Annotated in this window: 16 protein-coding genes; 7 read left to right on the plus strand and 9 right to left on the minus strand. The window is 60.3% G+C overall.

The features are described from left to right. Window positions 1-49: 49 nt before the first annotated feature. The 5 genes from AC07O1_RS12305 to pedF all read right to left on the minus strand — a co-directional run bounded on the left by AC07O1_RS12305 (window position 50) and on the right by pedF (window position 5,130). Window positions 50-1,828: a PQQ-dependent methanol/ethanol family dehydrogenase gene (locus AC07O1_RS12305; RefSeq protein ID WP_495088953.1), complete on the minus strand. Its 1,779-nt coding sequence runs from the start codon at window positions 1,826-1,828 to the stop codon at window positions 50-52. Between the two features lie 239 nt (window positions 1,829-2,067). Then, on the minus strand, window positions 2,068-3,003 hold the full coding sequence (locus tag AC07O1_RS12310; protein WP_495088954.1) for a quinoprotein relay system zinc metallohydrolase 1: 936 nt from the start codon (window positions 3,001-3,003) through the stop codon (window positions 2,068-2,070). 15 nt (window positions 3,004-3,018) lie between these two features. Further along, a complete protein-coding gene (locus AC07O1_RS12315; protein ID WP_495088955.1) occupies window positions 3,019-3,780 on the minus strand; it encodes a quinoprotein dehydrogenase-associated SoxYZ-like carrier in 762 nt (253 codons plus the stop codon). A gap of 9 nt (window positions 3,781-3,789) precedes the next feature. After that, window positions 3,790-4,665: a substrate-binding periplasmic protein gene (locus AC07O1_RS12320; protein ID WP_495088956.1), complete on the minus strand. Its 876-nt coding sequence runs from the start codon at window positions 4,663-4,665 to the stop codon at window positions 3,790-3,792. A 3-nt stretch (window positions 4,666-4,668) separates the two neighbouring features. After that, window positions 4,669-5,130 (minus strand): cytochrome c-550 PedF, encoded by a 462-nt coding sequence (gene pedF / locus AC07O1_RS12325; RefSeq protein ID WP_495010760.1) that lies wholly within the window; start codon window positions 5,128-5,130, stop codon window positions 4,669-4,671. Between the two features lie 422 nt (window positions 5,131-5,552). Here pedF and AC07O1_RS12330 point away from each other — a divergent pair, with 422 nt between their 5' ends. From AC07O1_RS12330 to AC07O1_RS12355, 6 genes are all read left to right on the plus strand, one after another. After that, window positions 5,553-6,737, plus strand: coding sequence for an ABC transporter substrate-binding protein (locus AC07O1_RS12330; RefSeq protein ID WP_495088957.1), 1,185 nt, complete (start codon window positions 5,553-5,555; stop codon window positions 6,735-6,737). A 31-nt stretch (window positions 6,738-6,768) separates the two neighbouring features. Next, window positions 6,769-7,728, plus strand: coding sequence for a YVTN family beta-propeller repeat protein (locus AC07O1_RS12335; RefSeq protein ID WP_495088958.1), 960 nt, complete (start codon window positions 6,769-6,771; stop codon window positions 7,726-7,728). Next, window positions 7,725-8,468: an ABC transporter ATP-binding protein gene (locus AC07O1_RS12340; protein ID WP_494992801.1), complete on the plus strand. Its 744-nt coding sequence runs from the start codon at window positions 7,725-7,727 to the stop codon at window positions 8,466-8,468. Before AC07O1_RS12335 ends, AC07O1_RS12340 begins: the two co-directional genes overlap by 4 nt. After that, the gene (locus AC07O1_RS12345; protein ID WP_495088959.1) at window positions 8,465-9,256 is read left to right on the plus strand and encodes an ABC transporter permease; all 792 of its coding nucleotides are present in this window, start codon (window positions 8,465-8,467) and stop codon (window positions 9,254-9,256) included. The genes AC07O1_RS12340 and AC07O1_RS12345 overlap by 4 nt, the downstream gene beginning before the upstream one ends. A gap of 223 nt (window positions 9,257-9,479) precedes the next feature. Further along, window positions 9,480-10,037: a PQQ-dependent catabolism-associated CXXCW motif protein gene (locus AC07O1_RS12350; protein WP_495023935.1), complete on the plus strand. Its 558-nt coding sequence runs from the start codon at window positions 9,480-9,482 to the stop codon at window positions 10,035-10,037. Between the two features lie 56 nt (window positions 10,038-10,093). Continuing rightward, on the plus strand, window positions 10,094-10,759 hold the full coding sequence (locus AC07O1_RS12355; protein WP_494992798.1) for a response regulator: 666 nt from the start codon (window positions 10,094-10,096) through the stop codon (window positions 10,757-10,759). 172 nt (window positions 10,760-10,931) lie between these two features. Here AC07O1_RS12355 and nahK read toward each other — a convergent pair whose 3' ends face one another. After that, window positions 10,932-13,565, minus strand: a complete 2,634-nt coding sequence (gene nahK, locus AC07O1_RS12360; protein WP_495088960.1) for a hybrid sensor histidine kinase/response regulator NahK/ErcS' — start codon at window positions 13,563-13,565, stop codon at window positions 10,932-10,934. Next, complete coding sequence (nosP, locus tag AC07O1_RS12365) at window positions 13,495-14,658, minus strand: nitric oxide-sensing protein NosP (RefSeq protein WP_495088961.1); 1,164 nt, start codon at window positions 14,656-14,658, stop codon at window positions 13,495-13,497. The genes nahK and nosP overlap by 71 nt, the downstream gene beginning before the upstream one ends. Before the next feature lie 447 nt (window positions 14,659-15,105). Here nosP and AC07O1_RS12370 point away from each other — a divergent pair, with 447 nt between their 5' ends. Next, on the plus strand, window positions 15,106-15,309 hold the full coding sequence (locus AC07O1_RS12370; protein ID WP_495088962.1) for a hypothetical protein: 204 nt from the start codon (window positions 15,106-15,108) through the stop codon (window positions 15,307-15,309). Window positions 15,310-15,433: 124 nt separating this feature from the next. Here AC07O1_RS12370 and AC07O1_RS12375 read toward each other — a convergent pair whose 3' ends face one another. Together AC07O1_RS12375 and AC07O1_RS12380 are read right to left on the minus strand one after the other, a co-directional pair. After that, complete coding sequence (locus AC07O1_RS12375; RefSeq protein WP_495088963.1) at window positions 15,434-15,706, minus strand: hypothetical protein; 273 nt, start codon at window positions 15,704-15,706, stop codon at window positions 15,434-15,436. Window positions 15,707-16,257: 551 nt separating this feature from the next. Further along, the gene (locus AC07O1_RS12380; RefSeq protein WP_495088964.1) at window positions 16,258-17,442 is read right to left on the minus strand and encodes a porin; all 1,185 of its coding nucleotides are present in this window, start codon (window positions 17,440-17,442) and stop codon (window positions 16,258-16,260) included. Window positions 17,443-17,557 lie beyond the last annotated feature (115 nt).

The raw sequence follows: 17,557 nt of genomic DNA on the forward strand, positions 1-17,557 counted from the left end.
GAGGCATTCCCACGCGGGAGCGTGGGAACGATCATGGGCTTGCGTCAGATCAATGCTTGGCCACCACCAAATCTTTCGGCAATTTGAAGGTCCAGAGCATGCCGCCCTGGTTGAAGTCTTTGACGCGCTTGGCCACTTCGCCACCCCACAATGGAACGGCGCCGCCCCAGCCGGAAAGCACCGAGATGTACTGTTCGCCGTCCATTTCCCAGGTGACGGGCGAGCCAAGCACGCCAGAACCGGTCTGGAATTCCCAGACTTTCTCGCCGGTTTTGGCGTTGAACGCTTGCAGGAAGCCCTCAGGCGTACCGGTAAAGACCAGGTTGCCCTTGGTGGTCAGCACCCCGCCCCAGAGCGGCGCGTAGTTCTTGTGACGCCAGACTTCCTTGCCGGTTTTCGGGTCGATGGCGCGCAATACGCCAATGTAGTCTTCGTTCAACGGCTTGATGGTGAAGCCGGCCCCGAGGAACGCCGCGCCTTTCTTGTAGGCGATACCTTCGTTCCAGATGTCCATGCCCCACTCATTGGACGGTACATAGAACAGACCGGTGTCCTTGTTGTAGGCCATCGGCATCCAGTTCTTCGCCCCGAGGAAGGCCGGCGCGACGAACACTGAGCTGCCCTTGGCTTCGCTGCCCGGAGCGCCCGGACGGCTGGCCTCGTTGTAGACAGGTCGACCATCCTTGTCCAGACCGCTGGCCCAGGTGATCTTGTCAACAAACGGAAAACCACGGATGAACTTGCCGTTGGTGCGATCGAGCACGTAGAAGAACCCGTTACGGTCGGCCGTCGCCGCGGCTTTGATTTCTTTACCGCCTTCGGTGTAGTTGAAGGACACCAGTTCGTTGACCCCGTCATAGTCCCAACCGTCGTGAGGGGTGCTCTGGAAGTGCCATTTGATGGTGCCGTCATCCGGGTTCAGCGCCAGACGCGATGACGAATAGAGGTTGTCGCCCGGGCGCAGGTGCGAGTTCCAGGGCGCCGGGTTGCCGGTGCCGAACAGCAGCAGGTTGGTTTCCGGGTCGTAGTAGCCACCCAGCCAAGGTGCAGCACCGCCGGTTTTCCAGAGATCGCCCGGCCAGGTCTTGCCCGCTTCACCGCCGGAAATGCCGCTCTCGATCGCTTTGCCGTCCTTGTAGACGTAACCCATGTGGCCTTCTACAGTCGGCCGGGTCCAGAGCAAATCGCCATTTTTCGGGTCATAGGCCGAGATCTTGCCGACCACCCCGAACTCACCACCGGCCACCCCGGTAATCAGTTTGCCGTTGATCACCAACGGCGCTGCGCTGATGGAGTAGCCTTCTTTATGGTCGGCGACTTGCTTGCTCCAGACCACCTTACCCGTGTTCTTGTTCAGGGCCACGAGCTTGGCGTCGAGGGTGCCGAAAAACACCAGATCGCCGTACAGCGCGACACCTCGGTTGATCACGTCGCAGCAGGGGCGAATATCATCGGGCAGGCGCGCATCGTATTGCCAAAGCTTCTTGCCAGTGCGTGCATCCACCGCGAACACTCGCGAGTAAGAGCCGGTCATGTACAACACGCCGTCCTTGACCAATGGCTGCGCCTGCTGACCACGCTGTTTCTCGCCACCGAAGGAAAAGGCCCAGACCGGTCGCAACTCTTTCACGTTGTCGACGTTGAGGGTATCCAGCGGACTGTAGCGCTGGCCCTGGACACCCAGACCGTTGGTGACGATCTGCTCCGGGTTTTTCGGGTCCTGGAGGATGTCTTGATCGGTGACTGCGGCCAGGGCCGAGCCGGACAACAGCATGGCGCTGAGCAGCACGCTCAAGGCGAAGGGTTGGCGACGTGCGGGTTGGGTCATGACGGCTACCTCTGCGGTTTTTGTTGTACCCGGGAAATTTTCCCGGTCTGGTGCAGATTCTTGGTCGCCGCCGTCCTGCCAACAATTGCCCGCAGTGCGGAGTTTTCTAGTTCCTTGGTACAAGGAACTGTAGGAGCCGAGCTTGCTCGCGATGGACGTTAACGATAACGCGTGTTTTCTGAATAAACGCGCCGCCCTTGAGTCAATCGCGAGCAAGCTCGCTCCTACAGGGGGGTGCATTACCGAGAGTTGTTATCCACCCGCTTCATCTGCCCACGCTCATAGCGCGGATACAAATGGCTGACGCTGCGGATCAGTTCATAGCGGCTCAGGCTGATACCCGCGAAGCGCTCGGGAATCGGGCTGCGGATCATCTCGCCCATTTCGCTGCCATTGGCGGCACCCTCGCGCATCAACCGGTCGAGCCAGCCGAGGTAGTCGCGCATCTGCACGAAGGGTTTGTGGTCGGTGGCAACCGGGCCGTGGCCGGGCACGATCTGTTTCCATGGCAGGGCTTCGAGCTGATCGATATCCGCTTGCCACACTTCCAGTCCCGGGGAGTTAGGCGTGGTCAGGGCTCGCTCGTAAAACACCAGATCACCGGCAAACAACACACCGGTTTTCTCATCGAGGATCGCAAGATCGGCGCCGGTATGCCCGCGCAGCCCCAACAGACGCAACGGGTGACCACCGATGTTCAGGAGGCCGGGCGTTATCTCCTGGGTTGGCAACACCACCTCGGTGCCGCGCATCCAGTCGCCCACCAGTCGATACATGTTCTCGGCCATGGCATCGCCTTGCTGTCGCAACAACCCGGTAGTACCGGCCAGAGCACCGATGGGAACATCGCTGAACGCCTGGTTGCCCAGCACATGATCGGGATGATGGTGCGTCAACAAGACCTCAATCAGCGGTTTATCGGTGGTTGTGGCAATCGCTTTACGCAAGGCTTCGCCGTAGCGCTTCGACGGTCCGGTATCAATCACTACGACCCCGCGCTCAGTGACGATAAACGCGGTATTGACGATATTGCCGCCGTTGCCCTTGGCGAAATTGTCGGTGCTGCCTTCCAGCAGCCAGGTGTCCTCGGCGATCTGCCGGGGTTTGAGTTGATAGTCGAAGTCCGCCAGGGCTGGCAGGCTCAGACTCAGACATAACAGCAGCATCCAGCGCATGGCGCTCTCCTCTGATCAGGGAATCGCCGCATAGAATTCATTGCCGCTGTTATCGCGCAGCAACAGACGCGTCTGCCCTGCTCCTTCAATGTCAAAAGCCAGGTTCGGGTTCTCGCTGACCGCCGGGAACAGTTCAAGACTGGCCAGCACCTTGCCGCCGTCATCGCGCAACTCGGCATGGTTAAGGAAGAACTCCGGAATACCGCTGACCATGCCGTTATCCATCGGATGCGCCACCTGCACTCGCAGGCGACTGAACCCGCCGCGCGGATAACGCCCGCCAAGGACTTCGCCGATATGCTCCTCCCAGCCCGGCCGGGTGCGCACCACGCTGGGCGCCGTGCAGCCACCGCCAGCGGCGTCGATCAGGGTCGAGCCGACATGCCAGAGCCCGTCGCGGGTCAGCACCGCTGCACGCAACGGCGTGGCCTGTTCGATACGGATGCGAATCGACAGCCAGGGCAACACCTGCTCCCCCGGCTGAAAATCGACGATTTTCGGCAACGGGTTGAGCTCGGCCCAGGCGAGAATCTTCACCACCTCACCCTTGAACACCCGCGCGTCGATTTCCAGCGGCACCTGCCGGGCATCCTCGGCGAACGGCGGCGCCAGCAGCTTGACCCGGTCATCGAACACGAACGGCGCATCGCCAAGCATCTGTTTGTGATAAAAGGCCCACATCACCGAAGGCACCGGATCCTTGCCCGGAACGACCTCGATGGCCTGCGCCGCCAATGGCAGCCAGCAGACCAACAGACAACTCGCTCGCCAGTTCATCGCCCGCTCCTATTGATACATCTGCGGTACTTCATAGCGCAGCCCGTACCCGGCATAGATCGCCTTGAGCGTACCGTCGCGGATCAGCCCTTCCAGAGCTTCTTCCACGGCATAGGCCAGTTGGCGATTGCTTTCATGCACCGCCATGCCAATCTCCCAGAGCTGTTTACCCATGTTCGGGTAGGCGTTTTGCGCCAGCGCCAATTGCGGGTCCTTTGCCAGATGCAGTTGCCAGTCGATCTCGCCGCGCATTGCCATCACCGCATCCACCTCTGCGGCCTTCATTGCGGCAAAGGCTTGCGGCACGCCGGGGTAATGGTGGGTCCTGGCGCTGAGCATGCCGTTGAACACCGAGGTCAGGTAGAACGACGGCACACTGTCCACTTCGACGCCGATGGGGTGGTGTTCGAACACCGCGACGCTGCCCACCGAGTCGAGTCGGCGGCGGTCATACGCGACTTGCCAGGATTCGTTCTGGTAAGGGCCGAACATCACCACATGGCCGTTTTCCAGCTCGCCGAATTCATTGCGTTTTTGTGCGTAATCGCGGTCGTAAGGCACGCGCATCATCAAGTCAGCCAACTGCTGGTTGCGCAGCTGATTGCCGCGCCAGATGTAGTCGCGCAGATCGTCGTCGAGCTTCTCGCCCGCTGGCGCCCAGATCAGCGCCAGGCGCACCCCGAGGGCTTTGGCCAACGCCTGCGCAAGCTCCACATCGACGCCCCGCGGCTGGCCGCCGTCTTCAAAGCTGTAGGGTGCGAAATCCTTGTAGACCGCAACCTTCAGCTCGCCCGCGGCGATCATCTGGTCGAAGTTGCGCACCTGCGCCTGCACCGTCTGGCAGCACAGCAGCACAACGGTGAAAACCACGGTGAGCAGGCGCATGGGTTACTCCTCGACGTGCACGCTGTCCAGGTAGGTGCGTACTGCCCACAAGGCTTCCTGACTCAAGTAGTCGGCCATTTTCGGCATGTAGACACGACCATCGCGGACCGCGCCATGACGCACGCGCTCGACGAACCACTCATCCCCGGCGTCGCCGACATCGAGTTTGCGAAGGTCCGGTGCAATACCCCCGGACTTGGCTTCCAGGCCATGGCAAGCGGCGCAATTCTGGTTATAGGCCGAGGAGCCGATTTCCAGCGCCTTGTCGTGTTCCGGGGAGGTGCGATAGGGGTTCACCGCAGCCCAGCCATCACCATCAACCTGTACCCCGGCGTCCTTGATCGGTGTCAGGCCTTTGGTTTCCACGGCTTGCGGCACGACGTTGCCGTGGGCCATTGCCGAACCCGCGCTGATCAAACCGGCCAGCAGCCCGGCGGCAAGCATGGCGTTGCGTATTGTTGTCATTGTTATGCCCTCAAGATTGCACGCAAAACCTCTCTGCAGAGGCTATGCCGCCATCTTAAGAACTGGCTTCGGTGAGCCGTATGCTGCTTTGGTTGTCGCCCTCTACTCCCTTGGTAGTAGGGCTTGCGGCGAGGGCCTGAAGCATGTGATCGATCCCACGCTCTGCGCGGGAATGCAGCCCGTGACGCTGCGCGTCACTGCCGAAGCGGACGCAGAGCGTCCAGTGAGGCATTCCCACGCGGGAGCGTGGGAACGATCATTTCTGGCTTCGCGCATTCATGCCTGGTGCCCCGTTATTGCCATGCTAAAAGCCCCGCGCATGCTTTGAGTTACTACCTTGGTACCAGCCCACCGATACTTTCTGCATATTTCCCCGCACCCCGTCACTTCCTATGCTGGCGCTACCTGTAGTGGAGTGCCCTATGCGCCAGCTTGTCGGTTACGCCTTGTTCTACCTGCTGGCGATTGCCAGCGCCGCGTTGCTGGCGACCCAAAGCCAGGCGCAGGATGCCGGGTTGCAGGTCCGCATCGGCTACCTGGGCTATCGGCCCGATCCCGGCCCGCTGCTGTCGAACATCATTCCCGAACCCACCGACGCAGGGCTGCGCGGTGCCGAGCTGGCGATAACCGACAGCAACAGCACCGGGCGTTTTCTCAATCACAGCTACAGCCTGGTCAGCGCCAGCGTCGACAGTCCCGACGCCTTGCTCGACGCAGCGAAGGTCCAGCACGACCAAGGCCTGCGGTTGTTCGTGGTGAATGCGCCGGCCGACAGCCTGCGCCAGCTCAGCGCCGCCCTGCCCGACAGCCTGCTATTCAATGCCGGCAGTGCCGACGACAATCTGCGCAGCACCGACTGCCTGGCGAATGTGCTGCATAGCCTGCCGAGCCGGGCGATGCTCGCCGATGCACTGGCGCAATTTCTGGTGGTGCGTAAATGGCAGCGCCTGCTGCTGATTGTCGGCCCGACCCCGGATGACCAGGCTTATGCCGCCGCACTTCGGCGCGCGGCGAAACACTTCGGGTTGCAGATCGTCGCAGAGAAACCCTGGTCCTTTGATAATGACCAACGCCGCAGTGCCCAGGCCGACATGCCGCTGTTCACCCAGACGGCTGAATACGACGTAGTGCTGGTGGCCGATGAGCGCGGCGACTTTGGCGAGTACCTGCCCTACCAGACCTGGTACCCGCGGCCGGTCGCCGGCACCCAGGGCCTGACCCCGACGGGGTGGCACAAAACCGTGGAAACCTACGGTGCCGCGCAGTTGCAAAAACGCTTCGAGGCCATGGCCGGACGCTGGATGAACGACCGTGATTTCGCCGCCTGGATTGCCGTGCGCAGTGTCGCCAGCGCCGTGAGCAAATTGCGCCAAACCGATGCCCAGGCGATTCGCCAACTGGAGCTCAGTGATCAGTTGCCGCTGGATGGTTTCAAGGGCCGCAAGCTCAGCTATCGCCCGTGGAATGGCCAGTTACGGCAACCGATACCGATCGTTCAGCCCCGGGCTCTGGTCAGCACCTCGCCGCAAGACGGCTTCCTGCACCCCGTCAACGAAATGGACAGCCTGGGCTATGACAAGCCCGAAGTGACCTGCCGCTTTCCCTGATTCCCACAACGACAACAACAAGGAACCTGCCATGCGCCGCACCCTGCTTGCATCCGCCTTACTGCTCGCCACCGCGCCCGTGCTGGCGAGTACCGCCTGGGTTTCCAACGAAAAGGACAACAGCCTGAGCCTGATCGACATGCAGACCCTGCAAGTCACCGACACCCTGTCGGTCGGTCAGCGTCCACGCGGTCTGCTGCTGTCCCATGACAGCAAGCTGCTGTACATCTGCGCCAGCGACTCGGACCGGGTCCAGGTGATGGACGTCGCCACCCGCAAGATCATCAAGGAACTGCCCTCCGGCAAAGACCCGGAGCAATTCGCCCTGCATCCCAATAACCGTTGGCTGTACGTATCCAACGAGGACGATGCGCTGGTCACGGTGATCGACACTGAAACCTCCAAGGTGCTTGCCCAGGTCAACGTCGGCGTCGAGCCGGAAGGCATGGCAGTCAGCCCCGACGGCAAATGGGCGGTGAACACCAGTGAAACCACCAACATGTTGCACTGGATCGACACCAGCACTCAGACCCTGGCCGACAGCACCCTGGTGGATCAGCGACCGCGCTTCGTCGAGTTCAGTCAGGATGGCTCGCGGCTCTGGGCCTCGGCCGAGATTGGCGGAACTGTGACGATTCTCGACGTGGCGACCCGGAAAATTCTCAAGACCTTGAAGTTCCAGATCAAAGGCGTGCACCCGGACAAGGTCCAGCCGGTTGGCGTCAAACTCAGCGCTGACGGTAAATACGCTTTCGTTGCCTTGGGCCCTGCCAACCATGTCGCGGTGGTCGATGCCAAAACCTTAGAGATTCTCGACTACCTGCTGGTGGGCCGTCGGGTCTGGCAGATGGCGTTTACCCCGGATCAGAGTCAGTTGCTGGCCACCAATGGCGTCAGCGGCGATGTGTCAGTGATCGATGTAAACAGCCTCAAGGTCATCAAGTCGGTCAAGGTCGGCCGTTATCCCTGGGGCGTGGTGGTGACCCAATGAACGCCCTGGAAGTGACTGACCTGAGCTTCGCCTACGGCCCCCGTGAGGCATTGCGCCACGTGACGTTCAGCCTGCTGCCTGGGCGTTTCGCCGCATTGTTGGGGCCAAACGGCGCCGGAAAATCGACCCTGATCGCCCTGCTGACGCGATTGTATGACGTGCAGCGCGGTGACATCCGGGTTGGCGGTCACTCCCTGCGCAGCACCCCGCGTCCGGCCTTGCGCCAACTGGGTGTGGTGTTTCAACAGAGCACGCTGGACCTGGACCTCAGCGTCGAACAGAACCTGCGTTATCACGCAGCGTTGCACGGGTTGTCCCGTCGCCAGGCCCAGGCGCGGGTCGAGGCCGAACTGGCGCGCCAGGCACTGACCGAGCGGCGCCGTGAGCGCGTCCGCGAACTCAATGGCGGCCACCGTCGTCGAGTGGAAATTGCCCGGGCACTGCTGCATGAGCCGCGCCTGTTGTTGCTCGATGAAGCCAGCGTCGGTCTCGATCCGGCCAGCCGCCTGGCACTTAACCAACACATTCGCAGCCTGTGCCGCGACCACGGTATCAGCGTGCTCTGGACCACCCATCTGCTGGACGAAGTGCAAGCCCGTGATGACCTGCTGATTCTGCATCAAGGGCGCCTCGTGGCCAGCGGCCAGGCCGATGCCCTGAGTCTCGAACACGGCGGTGACCTGACGTCGGCGTTCCAGCGCCTGACCACTTCAACGGCTTCGGGAGTCGCAGTTCGATGAACGCTTATTGGCAGTGTTTCAGCGGTATCGTGCTGCGCGAGTGGCTGCGTTTTATCTTGCAGCGCACGCGTTTTCTCAGTGCGCTGGTGCGCCCTCTGCTGTGGCTGCTGGTGTTCGCCGCGGGTTTCCGGGCGGCGCTGGGCATCGCCATCATCGAGCCCTATGACACCTACATTCCGTACGAGGTCTACATCATCCCCGGTCTGGCCTGCATGATCCTGCTGTTCAACGGCATGCAGGGTTCGCTGTCGATGGTCTATGACCGGGAAATGGGCAGCATGCGGGTGTTGCTGACCAGCCCCCTGCCCCGGGCCTTTCTGTTGAGCAGCAAATTGCTGGCGACCTCTCTGATCTCACTGCTGCAGGTCTATGCCTTTCTCGCCATCGCCTGGGTCTACGGCGTGCAACCACCTGCTTTCGGGTTGGTTGCCGCGCTGCCGGCGTTGCTGCTGGTGGCGTTGATGCTCAGTGCGCTGGGGCTGTTGCTGTCCAATGCCATCCGCCAACTGGAGAACTTCGCCGGGGTGATGAATTTCGTGATCTTCCCTCTGTTTTTCCTGTCCTCGGCGCTGTACCCGCTGTGGAAAATGCGCGAAGCCAGTGAGTGGCTGTTTTGGCTCTGCGCCCTCAACCCGTTCACCCATGCGGTGGAATTGGTGCGTTTTGCCTTGTACCAGCGCTTTAACCTGATGGCTTTGGTGGTTTGTCTGGGGTTGACGCTGCTGTTTTCGCTGCTGGCGGTGCTGACCTTCAATCCGCAGCATGCGGCGGTACGACGGGCCGGCTGATCCAAAACCTGTAGGAGCGAGCTTGCTCGCGATGGCAGCGACGCGGTACATCTGAAAAACCGCGCTGCCTGCATCGCGAGCAAGCTCGCTCCTACAGAGGTTTGGTGTCGCCCTCCCGAACGCAAAAATTACTACTTTAGTACGGGTTTCCCTGTCTATCGTCGCATTCACAAAGCACCAGCACTGGCATGTAATGGGTCTATAACAAGAAGGACCAAACCCTATGCTGCGTGCCCCGCGTTATCTGCTCTGCCCGCCCCTTGCAGCCTTGTCGCTGAGCCTGTTGCTGGGTGTCGCGCAGGCCGAAACACCGCTGTTTTCCCCTGAAGGCTATCGCACCAGCCTCTACCGCAGCCCGACGCCGAATCATGTGGACGGTGCCAGAATCATTGACACCGAGAGCCTGAAAGCCCTGTTGACGCAAATACCCAGGCCGGTACTGATCGACGTCTATCGTCGGCAATGGCTTGAGGGGCGGTTCATCGAAGACCAACCGCATGCCAACCTTCCCGGCAGCCACTGGCTGGCCAACACCGGTGATGGTGAACTGAGCCAGCAAGTGCAGGACTACTTCGCGCGCAACTTGCAAAAGGCTACGGCCGGACGCGAGGATCAGCCATTGGTGTTCTATTGCCGCGCCGATTGCTGGCTGAGCTGGAACGCGGTAAAACGCGCCACCGCGATGGGCTATAAAGCTGTGTATTGGTACCGTGACGGGCTGGATGCCTGGGAAGCGGCGAACCTGCCAGTGGAACCGTCCCGGCCCGAGCCTTTTCCCTGACCCGCCAGGCTGCGTGCCCCCGCCACACCATAATCAAAATAACGAGGTGTAAGGCCATGTACAAAATTCTGATTGCCGACGATCACCCACTGTTTCGCGAAGCCATTCATAACGTCATCAGCGACGGTTTCCCTGGCAGCGAGGTCATGGAAACCGCCGACCTGGACAGCGCCCTGGAACTGACGCAACAGCATGACGATCTGGACCTGATCCTGCTTGATCTGAACATGCCGGGCATGCACGGTCTCAACGGTCTGATCAATCTGCGCAACGAGGCACCGACCATTCCGGTGGTGATTGTCTCCGCCGAGCAGGACAAGCAGGTCGTGCTGCAAGCCATTACCTACGGTGCGGTGGGTTTCATCACCAAATCCTCCCCCCGCTCACAAATGACCGAGGCTATCCAGCAGATTCTGAACGGCAACGTTTACCTGCCCTCAGACATCATTCGCACGCAAAAAACCGGGACACGGCGCAGCATGAATGACACGCCGAATTTCCCGCCGGAACTGCTTCAGGCCCTGACCCGCAAGCAGCTGTTGGTGCTGGAACGCATGACCAAGGGCGAATCGAACAAACAGATCGCCTATTCCCTGGAAATTGCCGAAACCACGGTAAAGGCCCACGTCTCGGCGATCCTGCGCAAACTCAACGTGCACAACCGGGTGCAGGCGATTCTCAGCGCCGGCGATATTGATTTTGCGGCGTATTTGCGGCGCTGACATTTCACTCAAAGGTCTGTGATAACCCTGTAGGAGCGCAGCTTGCTCGCGATATGGACGTTAACGAAAACGCGTGTTTTCTGAATAAACACAGCGCCCTTGAGTCCATCGCGAGCAAGCTGCGCTCCTACAGGGGCAGGGCAATGCCCCACCACACGTTACGCGGCGCGTCTCACAGTCGACCCAACAAATGACTGATCGCCATCTTCAGCTTCATCGGCCGTACCGGTTTGTGCATCAAGGTATGGCCCAGCTCACGCATTTGCAGCCTCAGTTCATTGCTGTAGTTGGCGGTGATCATCAGGGCCGGCAAAGGTGATGCACGCCGGGCATTGATCAGCGCCACGGCATCGACGCCGTTTTTGCCATGGTCCAGGTGGTAGTCGGCGATCAGCAGTTCAGCCTCGGCGTGGTAGTTGTCTACCTGGCGCGCCAGGTCTTCTTCCGAGAGTGCCGTCACCACGTGGCAGCCCCAACTTTCCAGCAGCGTGCGCATTCCTGCGCAAATCGCCGCGTCATTGTCCAGCACCCAGATCCGCGCCCCGTGCAAGCGCTCCAGCATCGGTTCGCTTATGGGCAACTGCGGCGCAACCTTCGGTGCACTGTGGGTCAGTGGCACCTCGACGGCAAACATCGAACCCTTGCCCGGCCAGGAGCGCACGGTGATCCGGTGCCCGAGAATGCCGGCGATTTTTTCGACGATCGCCAGACCCAACCCTAAACCACGATCCTGATTCGGCCGCTGCACATCGCCGCGTTTGAACTCCTGAAAAATCTCTTCCAGCCTGTTGTCCTCGATGCCCATCCCGCTGTCCCAGACTTCAATCGACAACCGCTGACGATGCCGGCGACAGCCCAGCACCACGCGGCCACGGACGGTGTAACGAATGGCGTTGCTCAACAGGTTGCGCAAAATCCGTGCGAGCAACTGAATGTCGCTGCGCACCAGCGCCGAACTGGCCACGAAGTGCAGTTGCAGGCCTTCGCTGCGGGCCACCTGGGCGTACTCGACCGCCAGGTTTTCCAGCAACTCGCTGAGGGCAAACGGTGCGATATCGGCCTTGATCACTCCGGCATCGAGCTTGGAGATATCCACCAATGTACCCAGTAGATTCTCCACGTCCTCCAATGAGTTGCTGACGTTGCGCACCAGAGCGGCGTTGGCCACCGGTTCGCGGCGTTCGAGCAGCGCGCTGGTGAACAGCCGCGCGGCGTTAAGCGGTTGCAACAGGTCGTGGCTGACTGCGGCGAGAAATTTGGTTTTCGACAGGTTGGCCTGTTCCGCCTCCAGCTTTGCCTCACGCAATCGCGATTCGACGCGACTGCGCTCATCGATCTCGCGCAGCAATTGACCATTGAGGGTGGTCAGCTCGGCGGTGCGCTCGCGAACCCGCACTTCAAGGTTCTGATAAGCCTGATGCAGCGCCTCGGCGGTGCGTCGGCGCTCGGTGATGTCGCGGATCAACACAAAAATTCCCACCACCTCGCCAGTAGCCAAGCGGTTCGGCACGTAGGAGCGCAGCATGTAGCGCTCCTGATTGTTGATGTTGGTTTCCGGGAACTCGAACGTCACACTCTCTCCGGCCAGCGCCCGCGCCACATAGGATTCCAGACGCTGGTAATGCTCTTCGCTGTGGACCTCGCGCAGGCTCTGGCCGAGCATCACGCCGCGTGGCCAGCAGTACCATTGTTCATAGACCTTGTTGGTGAATTCGTAGACCAGATCGGCATTCAGGTAAGCGATCAGCGCTGGCACATGGTCAGTGATCAGGCGAATCCAGCGTTCGCTCTCGCTGAGGGCTTCGGCGTGCTGGTAACGCTCGGTGATGTCGGTGAATGTGTTGACGAAACCGCCGGTCGGCAACGGATGAGTGCGGATTTCCAGCACTCGCCCATCGTAGAGCCGCTGTTCGCACTCATGGACGATCCGCCCGTTGGCATCGCGGCTGGCAGGGGTCAGCAGGCTTAACTCGCTGTCGCCAATCACTTCGGTAAACAGCCGATGGGCCGCCACCGGCGCCAGGCCGCTCAACTCGAGGAATCGACGATTCCATAACTCCAGCACGCCCTCGGCGTTAACCATCGCCACGCCCTGAGACAGGTTGTCGACGGCGCGCTGCAGCAGGTGGGATTTTTGCGCGACAGCCTGCTCACGGCGCACGGTTTCGCTGAGTTTGACTTCGGTGATATCGGTGAAGAGGATCACCCGCCCGCCTTCCTGAGTCGGCCGTTCACTGACCTGCAACCAGCGACCGTTATGCAACCGGTAAAGCAAATGTTCATCGGCATGCCCTCGCGGCTCTTCGTTGAACAGGCCGGTGCCGGTCATCAACCGCTTGACCTCGGCCAGCCGCATCCCGGCAATGATCCGTATCCGGCTATTGGCCCAGAACGCCTTGAAGCGGCTGTTGAACAGCACAATGCGCTGATTTTCATCGAACAACACGAAGGCGTCGGAGATGCTTTCGATCGCATCGATCAGGTGCCGGTGAGCGGTTTCCGCCCGCAGCCGGGCTTCGCTGAGCAGATGATTGCCGGCCTTGAGTTCAGCCATCGCCTGATTCAGCGCATCGGTGCGCTCGCGCACCTGTTCGGCCAGCACCACCGAATGCTGAAACGCCGAATACGGATCGTTGCCACGGGTCCCCCCGGATTCGATCCGTTCGATCAGCGCGCCGTTGATCCGTTGCAGCTTGCGGTTTTCATGCTGCAACCGGGCGATCTGCTCGTAGAGATCAGCGGCTGACTGGGGGCCGGCTTCGAGCAATGGCAACGCCGGTGAAGGTCTGGTTGATGTGCATGCCATTGAACTGTTCTCCGTAGGTGTTGAAGCCCATCACCCGCTGCTCGCGCAGGAAGGCGCCGATTTGCTCAAGGCTGCCGTTGTCTTCGAGCTCAAGACGCCTGAGGAAACAGTCACAACCGATCGTCAGCAGTAGCGTGCCAAGACGCGCCTCAAGGCCTTCGAACAGCGTCTGCAAGTTCGGCAATAGCGGCCCGGGGGTCATGGCGGTGAGCACGATGCCGTTTTCCACTGCGCAATAGAAACTCAGGCTCAGGTCCGGGTGCACCTGCTGAATGGCCCTGACGTAGTACTGCTCATTGATGCGCACCGCCAGTGGATGGGCGGCGAACACCCGGTGATCGAGCTCGGCCACCGGTACGCCGATATGTCGGGCGTATTCCTCGGCGGCAGGCTCGGCATTGAGCTCGTAGACCCGGCGCGAGGCGCTATCGGCACGGGTGACCACCAGCTTCTCTTCGCGCGGCAGGATGTGATGGGTGGTGAAAACCTCGAAGTCCAGCCAGGTATTGACCAGCACCACCACCGCAGCACCGCTGTGGAACTCGCCGCCAAAATACACATGGGTATGGGTCAGGTAGTTGTCATCGCCGGCCGAGCCGCCGAAATGCGGGATGTCGCCGAGGGCTGCGCTCAGCGCCGCAAGGACCATTTCCTCGCGACTGGACAGGCCATCGAGCAAGGTCAGCGCGAAACTGTTGCCCTTGATCGGCGCCAGGGTATTGCTGCGACAGTCGCCCACCAGACGTTCGACCATTTGCTGGGCATCGATCAGGCTCAAATGCTCCATCTGATCGATCAGCTCGATGGCGATGGAAAAATGCCGGTGATCGAAACCCACCGCGGTGATGCAGCCCCGGCCATAGCCATTGGGAGTGATTTCTCCGGCGCTGGTACAACCCACCAGGCGGATTCCGCCAAAGCTCCGTTGCAAGGCCGGGCCCAGGGCCTGCAAGTCGTACTCGGCGGAACAAAAGAACAGTACGAAACCCAAATGCGGATGCAGCAGTTGCCGCGCCAGATCCTGGGCGGCCTCCTGAGCATCGCAGGCCTGGGACATTGCACTGACGACGCCATCGGCCTGGCCCTGTTGCATATTCGCCTCCCGCAGGTGCGCTGTCTGAGCCATGAGTGTACGAAGCCAGCGACGTGGCCCGTATGCTACTTGGGTAGCGGGTAGGCGGTTCCATGGGATGAAGTGCGGGTGGCTGCTGATAGAAATGTATCGGTCTGGCGCCTATCTCTGTGGGAGCGAGCTTGCTCCGGGCGGCGTTCCGACGATGGACTCAAGGGCGGCGCGTTTATTCAGAAAACACGCGTTCTCGTTAACGTCCATCGCGAGCAATCGAGCGTCGACCGGCTGCTCCTACACGGGGCAGCGTTCGCTTAACTGACTGGCATTGGGGCAAGCCCCCTCGCCACAGGTTCCGCAAACCCGAGATCAACTGAATGGTCCTTTACCTAGCAGTTCTGCTAGTAGACAGACGCTGAACAAACTTCGAAGCTGAACACCCTGCATCAAGGACTGTCAGGAGTTCAGCTCATGCCTCCCAATACTGAAAACTTGCTCTGCCGTATCGACATAGAAAAGATTAAAGCCGAAGCCAGGCAGGCCCGTGAAGATGAGCTGAATCGCTCTGCTGCCATGGCAATGCAGCAGGCACAGAACAACTTGCAATCCGAGCTGCAAACATCGATGCCATTTATTAGAGCTGTTGTCGAAGTCTCTAGCATTTGCATCGAATAACCCGACGGTGCGCATTATTGATCCAATGGGATATAGTTTTAAACGTCTGACTTACCAACATTAATCAACCAAAAAATGGGCGTCCCTGACATACACAGTCTGCTCAGGTCGCCCGTTTTTTTCTTTATGGCGCCATCTGCGCCCGCAGTCGTCGTCCGATCACGTCCATCAGATCGCAGCCGTCGCGCAGCGGGATGGCGAGGACTCGGGCGAAGTCGTGCAGGACCACGGCGTCGGAGCGAATCTCTTCGCGCATGACGAGGTTTTCCAGGAGTTGGGTGACGGCGCGGATGCGGTAGTCAGCGGTTTCGTGCAGTACGTCGAGGGGCGCTTCGGTGTCGATCAACAGGGCGTGGAAATCGTTGTCGACTCCAGTGATTGGCATGTATCGATTCATGGGTAAAACCTCGGTCAAATTGTCTGAGGCCACCACTCAATCGTCGCCAAACGAAGGGGTGGCAGCTGTACGCAGGTTGGCGAACCGGGACCGAGTTCCGGCAGACCCGAAGGTCTCCCGCGCACAGCTGCCATAAGACAGCTTTGCGGGTACGAACCCCCCTGCAAGTAAGCAGAGAGCTTTCGCACACGGTCAACGGGTCGCCAAACCCGATCGCCATATGGGCGACGGGCGGACTATAAGCTTCATCTTTAGAGCGTTGCAAGGCATTGATGTGATGGGATTTCCGAGGCTGGCGTAGGACCTGTCGAAGGCGGCGTTCGGCTCATGTAGCAGCTGCCGAGCCTGCGAGGCTGCGTTCGGCTGCGCAGCAGTCGTAAATCCTGATTCCACGGTTTGTCTGAAAGACCGCAGTGCCTGATTTTACGGCTGCTGCGCAGCCGAACGCAGCCTCGCGGGCTCGGCAGCTGCTACGGGGGGGATGTGCGGAGTCAGAGATTCCTTATCGGCACCGCGCCGCGATGCGCGCAGCGCGGGCAGATCCGGTCGGGTTACCAGGTCAACACCGCTCCCACTGCAAAGGTATCGGTGTGTTCATTTTGGGCAATGGTGTCGTGCCCGTTGATTTTGAATTGGTTGTACTCGGCCACCAGCTTGAGGTTGTCATTGACGTCATGGAACAGCGCTATCCCCCGAGTGTTGTAGTCCGCACCACTGCCGACCACGCCGTTGCCATCGTCGTTGGTCTTGCCATAGGACAGCGCGAGGCGGTTTTTACCGAGCTTGTAGGAGCCCTGTAGCAGATAGCCGTCGCTATCGACTTCGCGCAACGTCGCTTTGCCGGCGTTGTTGGTAAAGAACGGGTTGATGCCCTTGGCCTGGAAGCCCGAGCCGGTCAGGGACAAACCGCCCATCTTCGCCTGCACGCCGTAACCGACGCCTTTTGAGGTGACTGATTTGACCGTGGAGTCGGTGTTGTCCGAGGTCTGGTAACTGCCGTTGACCCAGCTGTAGATCTTCGCCCCGGCGACATCGAACTGGTAGGTGATCTCGCTCTCGGTCCGTGGGTTTTTCTGATAGGCCTTGCCCAGTGCGCTGCTGTCGTTGGTGTCCACCGGATCCATGATCCCTACCGCAACCCGCAAGCCGTCCATGACCGGTGTGCGGTAGGTGATTTGCGAGGTGGGAAACGGGTACGGGTAACCGGTGCCAATGTTGCCGAACGACACCCCGCCGCCATCCACCAGCCCCAGGCTGTCACTGACCTGGCCGTAACCGGCAAGCATTTCGTCGAGCAGGATGTTGGAGCGAGCGAACAGGCCGAAGTCTTTACCGATCAGCACTTCACCCCACTCGGGGTTGGCGACGGTGCCGTAGAACTGGCGTACATCGATGGCGGTGTCGGTGCCGTTGGTTTGACTGTCGTTGATGGTTACCCAGAACGACGCCCGCCCCCCGAGCTTCAAGTCGTCGACTTGCTTGCCCATGTTGAAGCCCAGGTAGTTGGGCAAGAAGCCCATCTTCACTCGCGCCTGGCGCCGATCGAATTGATCGCCGGCGCGGTCGACTTTGCTGTTGACGTAAAAGGCGTTGATGTAGCCATCGGTGGAGAACGTGGTCTGATCCTTGTCGTATAGCATGATTTCGGCTTCGGCCATCGAACTGACGCCCAAGGTCGAAAAGCTGACAATCAAGGCAGGCAAGAAGCAGTGCTGGAATTTCTTATTGTTGTGCATGGCGCGCTCCGCAAACGGGGGACGAAATGTCGGAGGCGATTATCAAAAGGCGGTGCGCCGGCTTATATGCTGCCTTGGCGGCAATAGGCAGGTGCTTTGGATTGGGCGGGAGCGG

This window comes from Pseudomonas sp. GW821-FHT07G10, from assembly GCF_059418545.1.

Bases quoted from the DNA above. Each gene is read 5' to 3' on its own strand.
- AC07O1_RS12305 (WP_495088953.1), bottom strand. From the start codon at position 1,828: ATGACCCAACCCGCACGTCGCCAACCCTTCGCCTTGAGCGTGCTGCTC.
- AC07O1_RS12310 (WP_495088954.1), bottom strand. From the start codon at position 3,003: ATGCGCTGGATGCTGCTGTTATGTCTGAGTCTGAGCCTGCCAGCCCTG.
- AC07O1_RS12315 (WP_495088955.1), bottom strand. From the start codon at position 3,780: ATGAACTGGCGAGCGAGTTGTCTGTTGGTCTGCTGGCTGCCATTGGCG.
- AC07O1_RS12320 (WP_495088956.1), bottom strand. From the start codon at position 4,665: ATGCGCCTGCTCACCGTGGTTTTCACCGTTGTGCTGCTGTGCTGCCAG.
- pedF (WP_495010760.1), bottom strand. From the start codon at position 5,130: ATGACAACAATACGCAACGCCATGCTTGCCGCCGGGCTGCTGGCCGGT.
- AC07O1_RS12330 (WP_495088957.1), top strand. From the start codon at position 5,553: ATGCGCCAGCTTGTCGGTTACGCCTTGTTCTACCTGCTGGCGATTGCC.
- AC07O1_RS12335 (WP_495088958.1), top strand. From the start codon at position 6,769: ATGCGCCGCACCCTGCTTGCATCCGCCTTACTGCTCGCCACCGCGCCC.
- AC07O1_RS12340 (WP_494992801.1), top strand. From the start codon at position 7,725: ATGAACGCCCTGGAAGTGACTGACCTGAGCTTCGCCTACGGCCCCCGT.
- AC07O1_RS12345 (WP_495088959.1), top strand. From the start codon at position 8,465: ATGAACGCTTATTGGCAGTGTTTCAGCGGTATCGTGCTGCGCGAGTGG.
- AC07O1_RS12350 (WP_495023935.1), top strand. From the start codon at position 9,480: ATGCTGCGTGCCCCGCGTTATCTGCTCTGCCCGCCCCTTGCAGCCTTG.
- AC07O1_RS12355 (WP_494992798.1), top strand. From the start codon at position 10,094: ATGTACAAAATTCTGATTGCCGACGATCACCCACTGTTTCGCGAAGCC.
- nahK (WP_495088960.1), bottom strand. From the start codon at position 13,565: ATGGCATGCACATCAACCAGACCTTCACCGGCGTTGCCATTGCTCGAA.
- nosP (WP_495088961.1), bottom strand. From the start codon at position 14,658: ATGCAACAGGGCCAGGCCGATGGCGTCGTCAGTGCAATGTCCCAGGCC.
- AC07O1_RS12370 (WP_495088962.1), top strand. From the start codon at position 15,106: ATGCCTCCCAATACTGAAAACTTGCTCTGCCGTATCGACATAGAAAAG.
- AC07O1_RS12375 (WP_495088963.1), bottom strand. From the start codon at position 15,706: ATGAATCGATACATGCCAATCACTGGAGTCGACAACGATTTCCACGCC.
- AC07O1_RS12380 (WP_495088964.1), bottom strand. From the start codon at position 17,442: ATGCACAACAATAAGAAATTCCAGCACTGCTTCTTGCCTGCCTTGATT.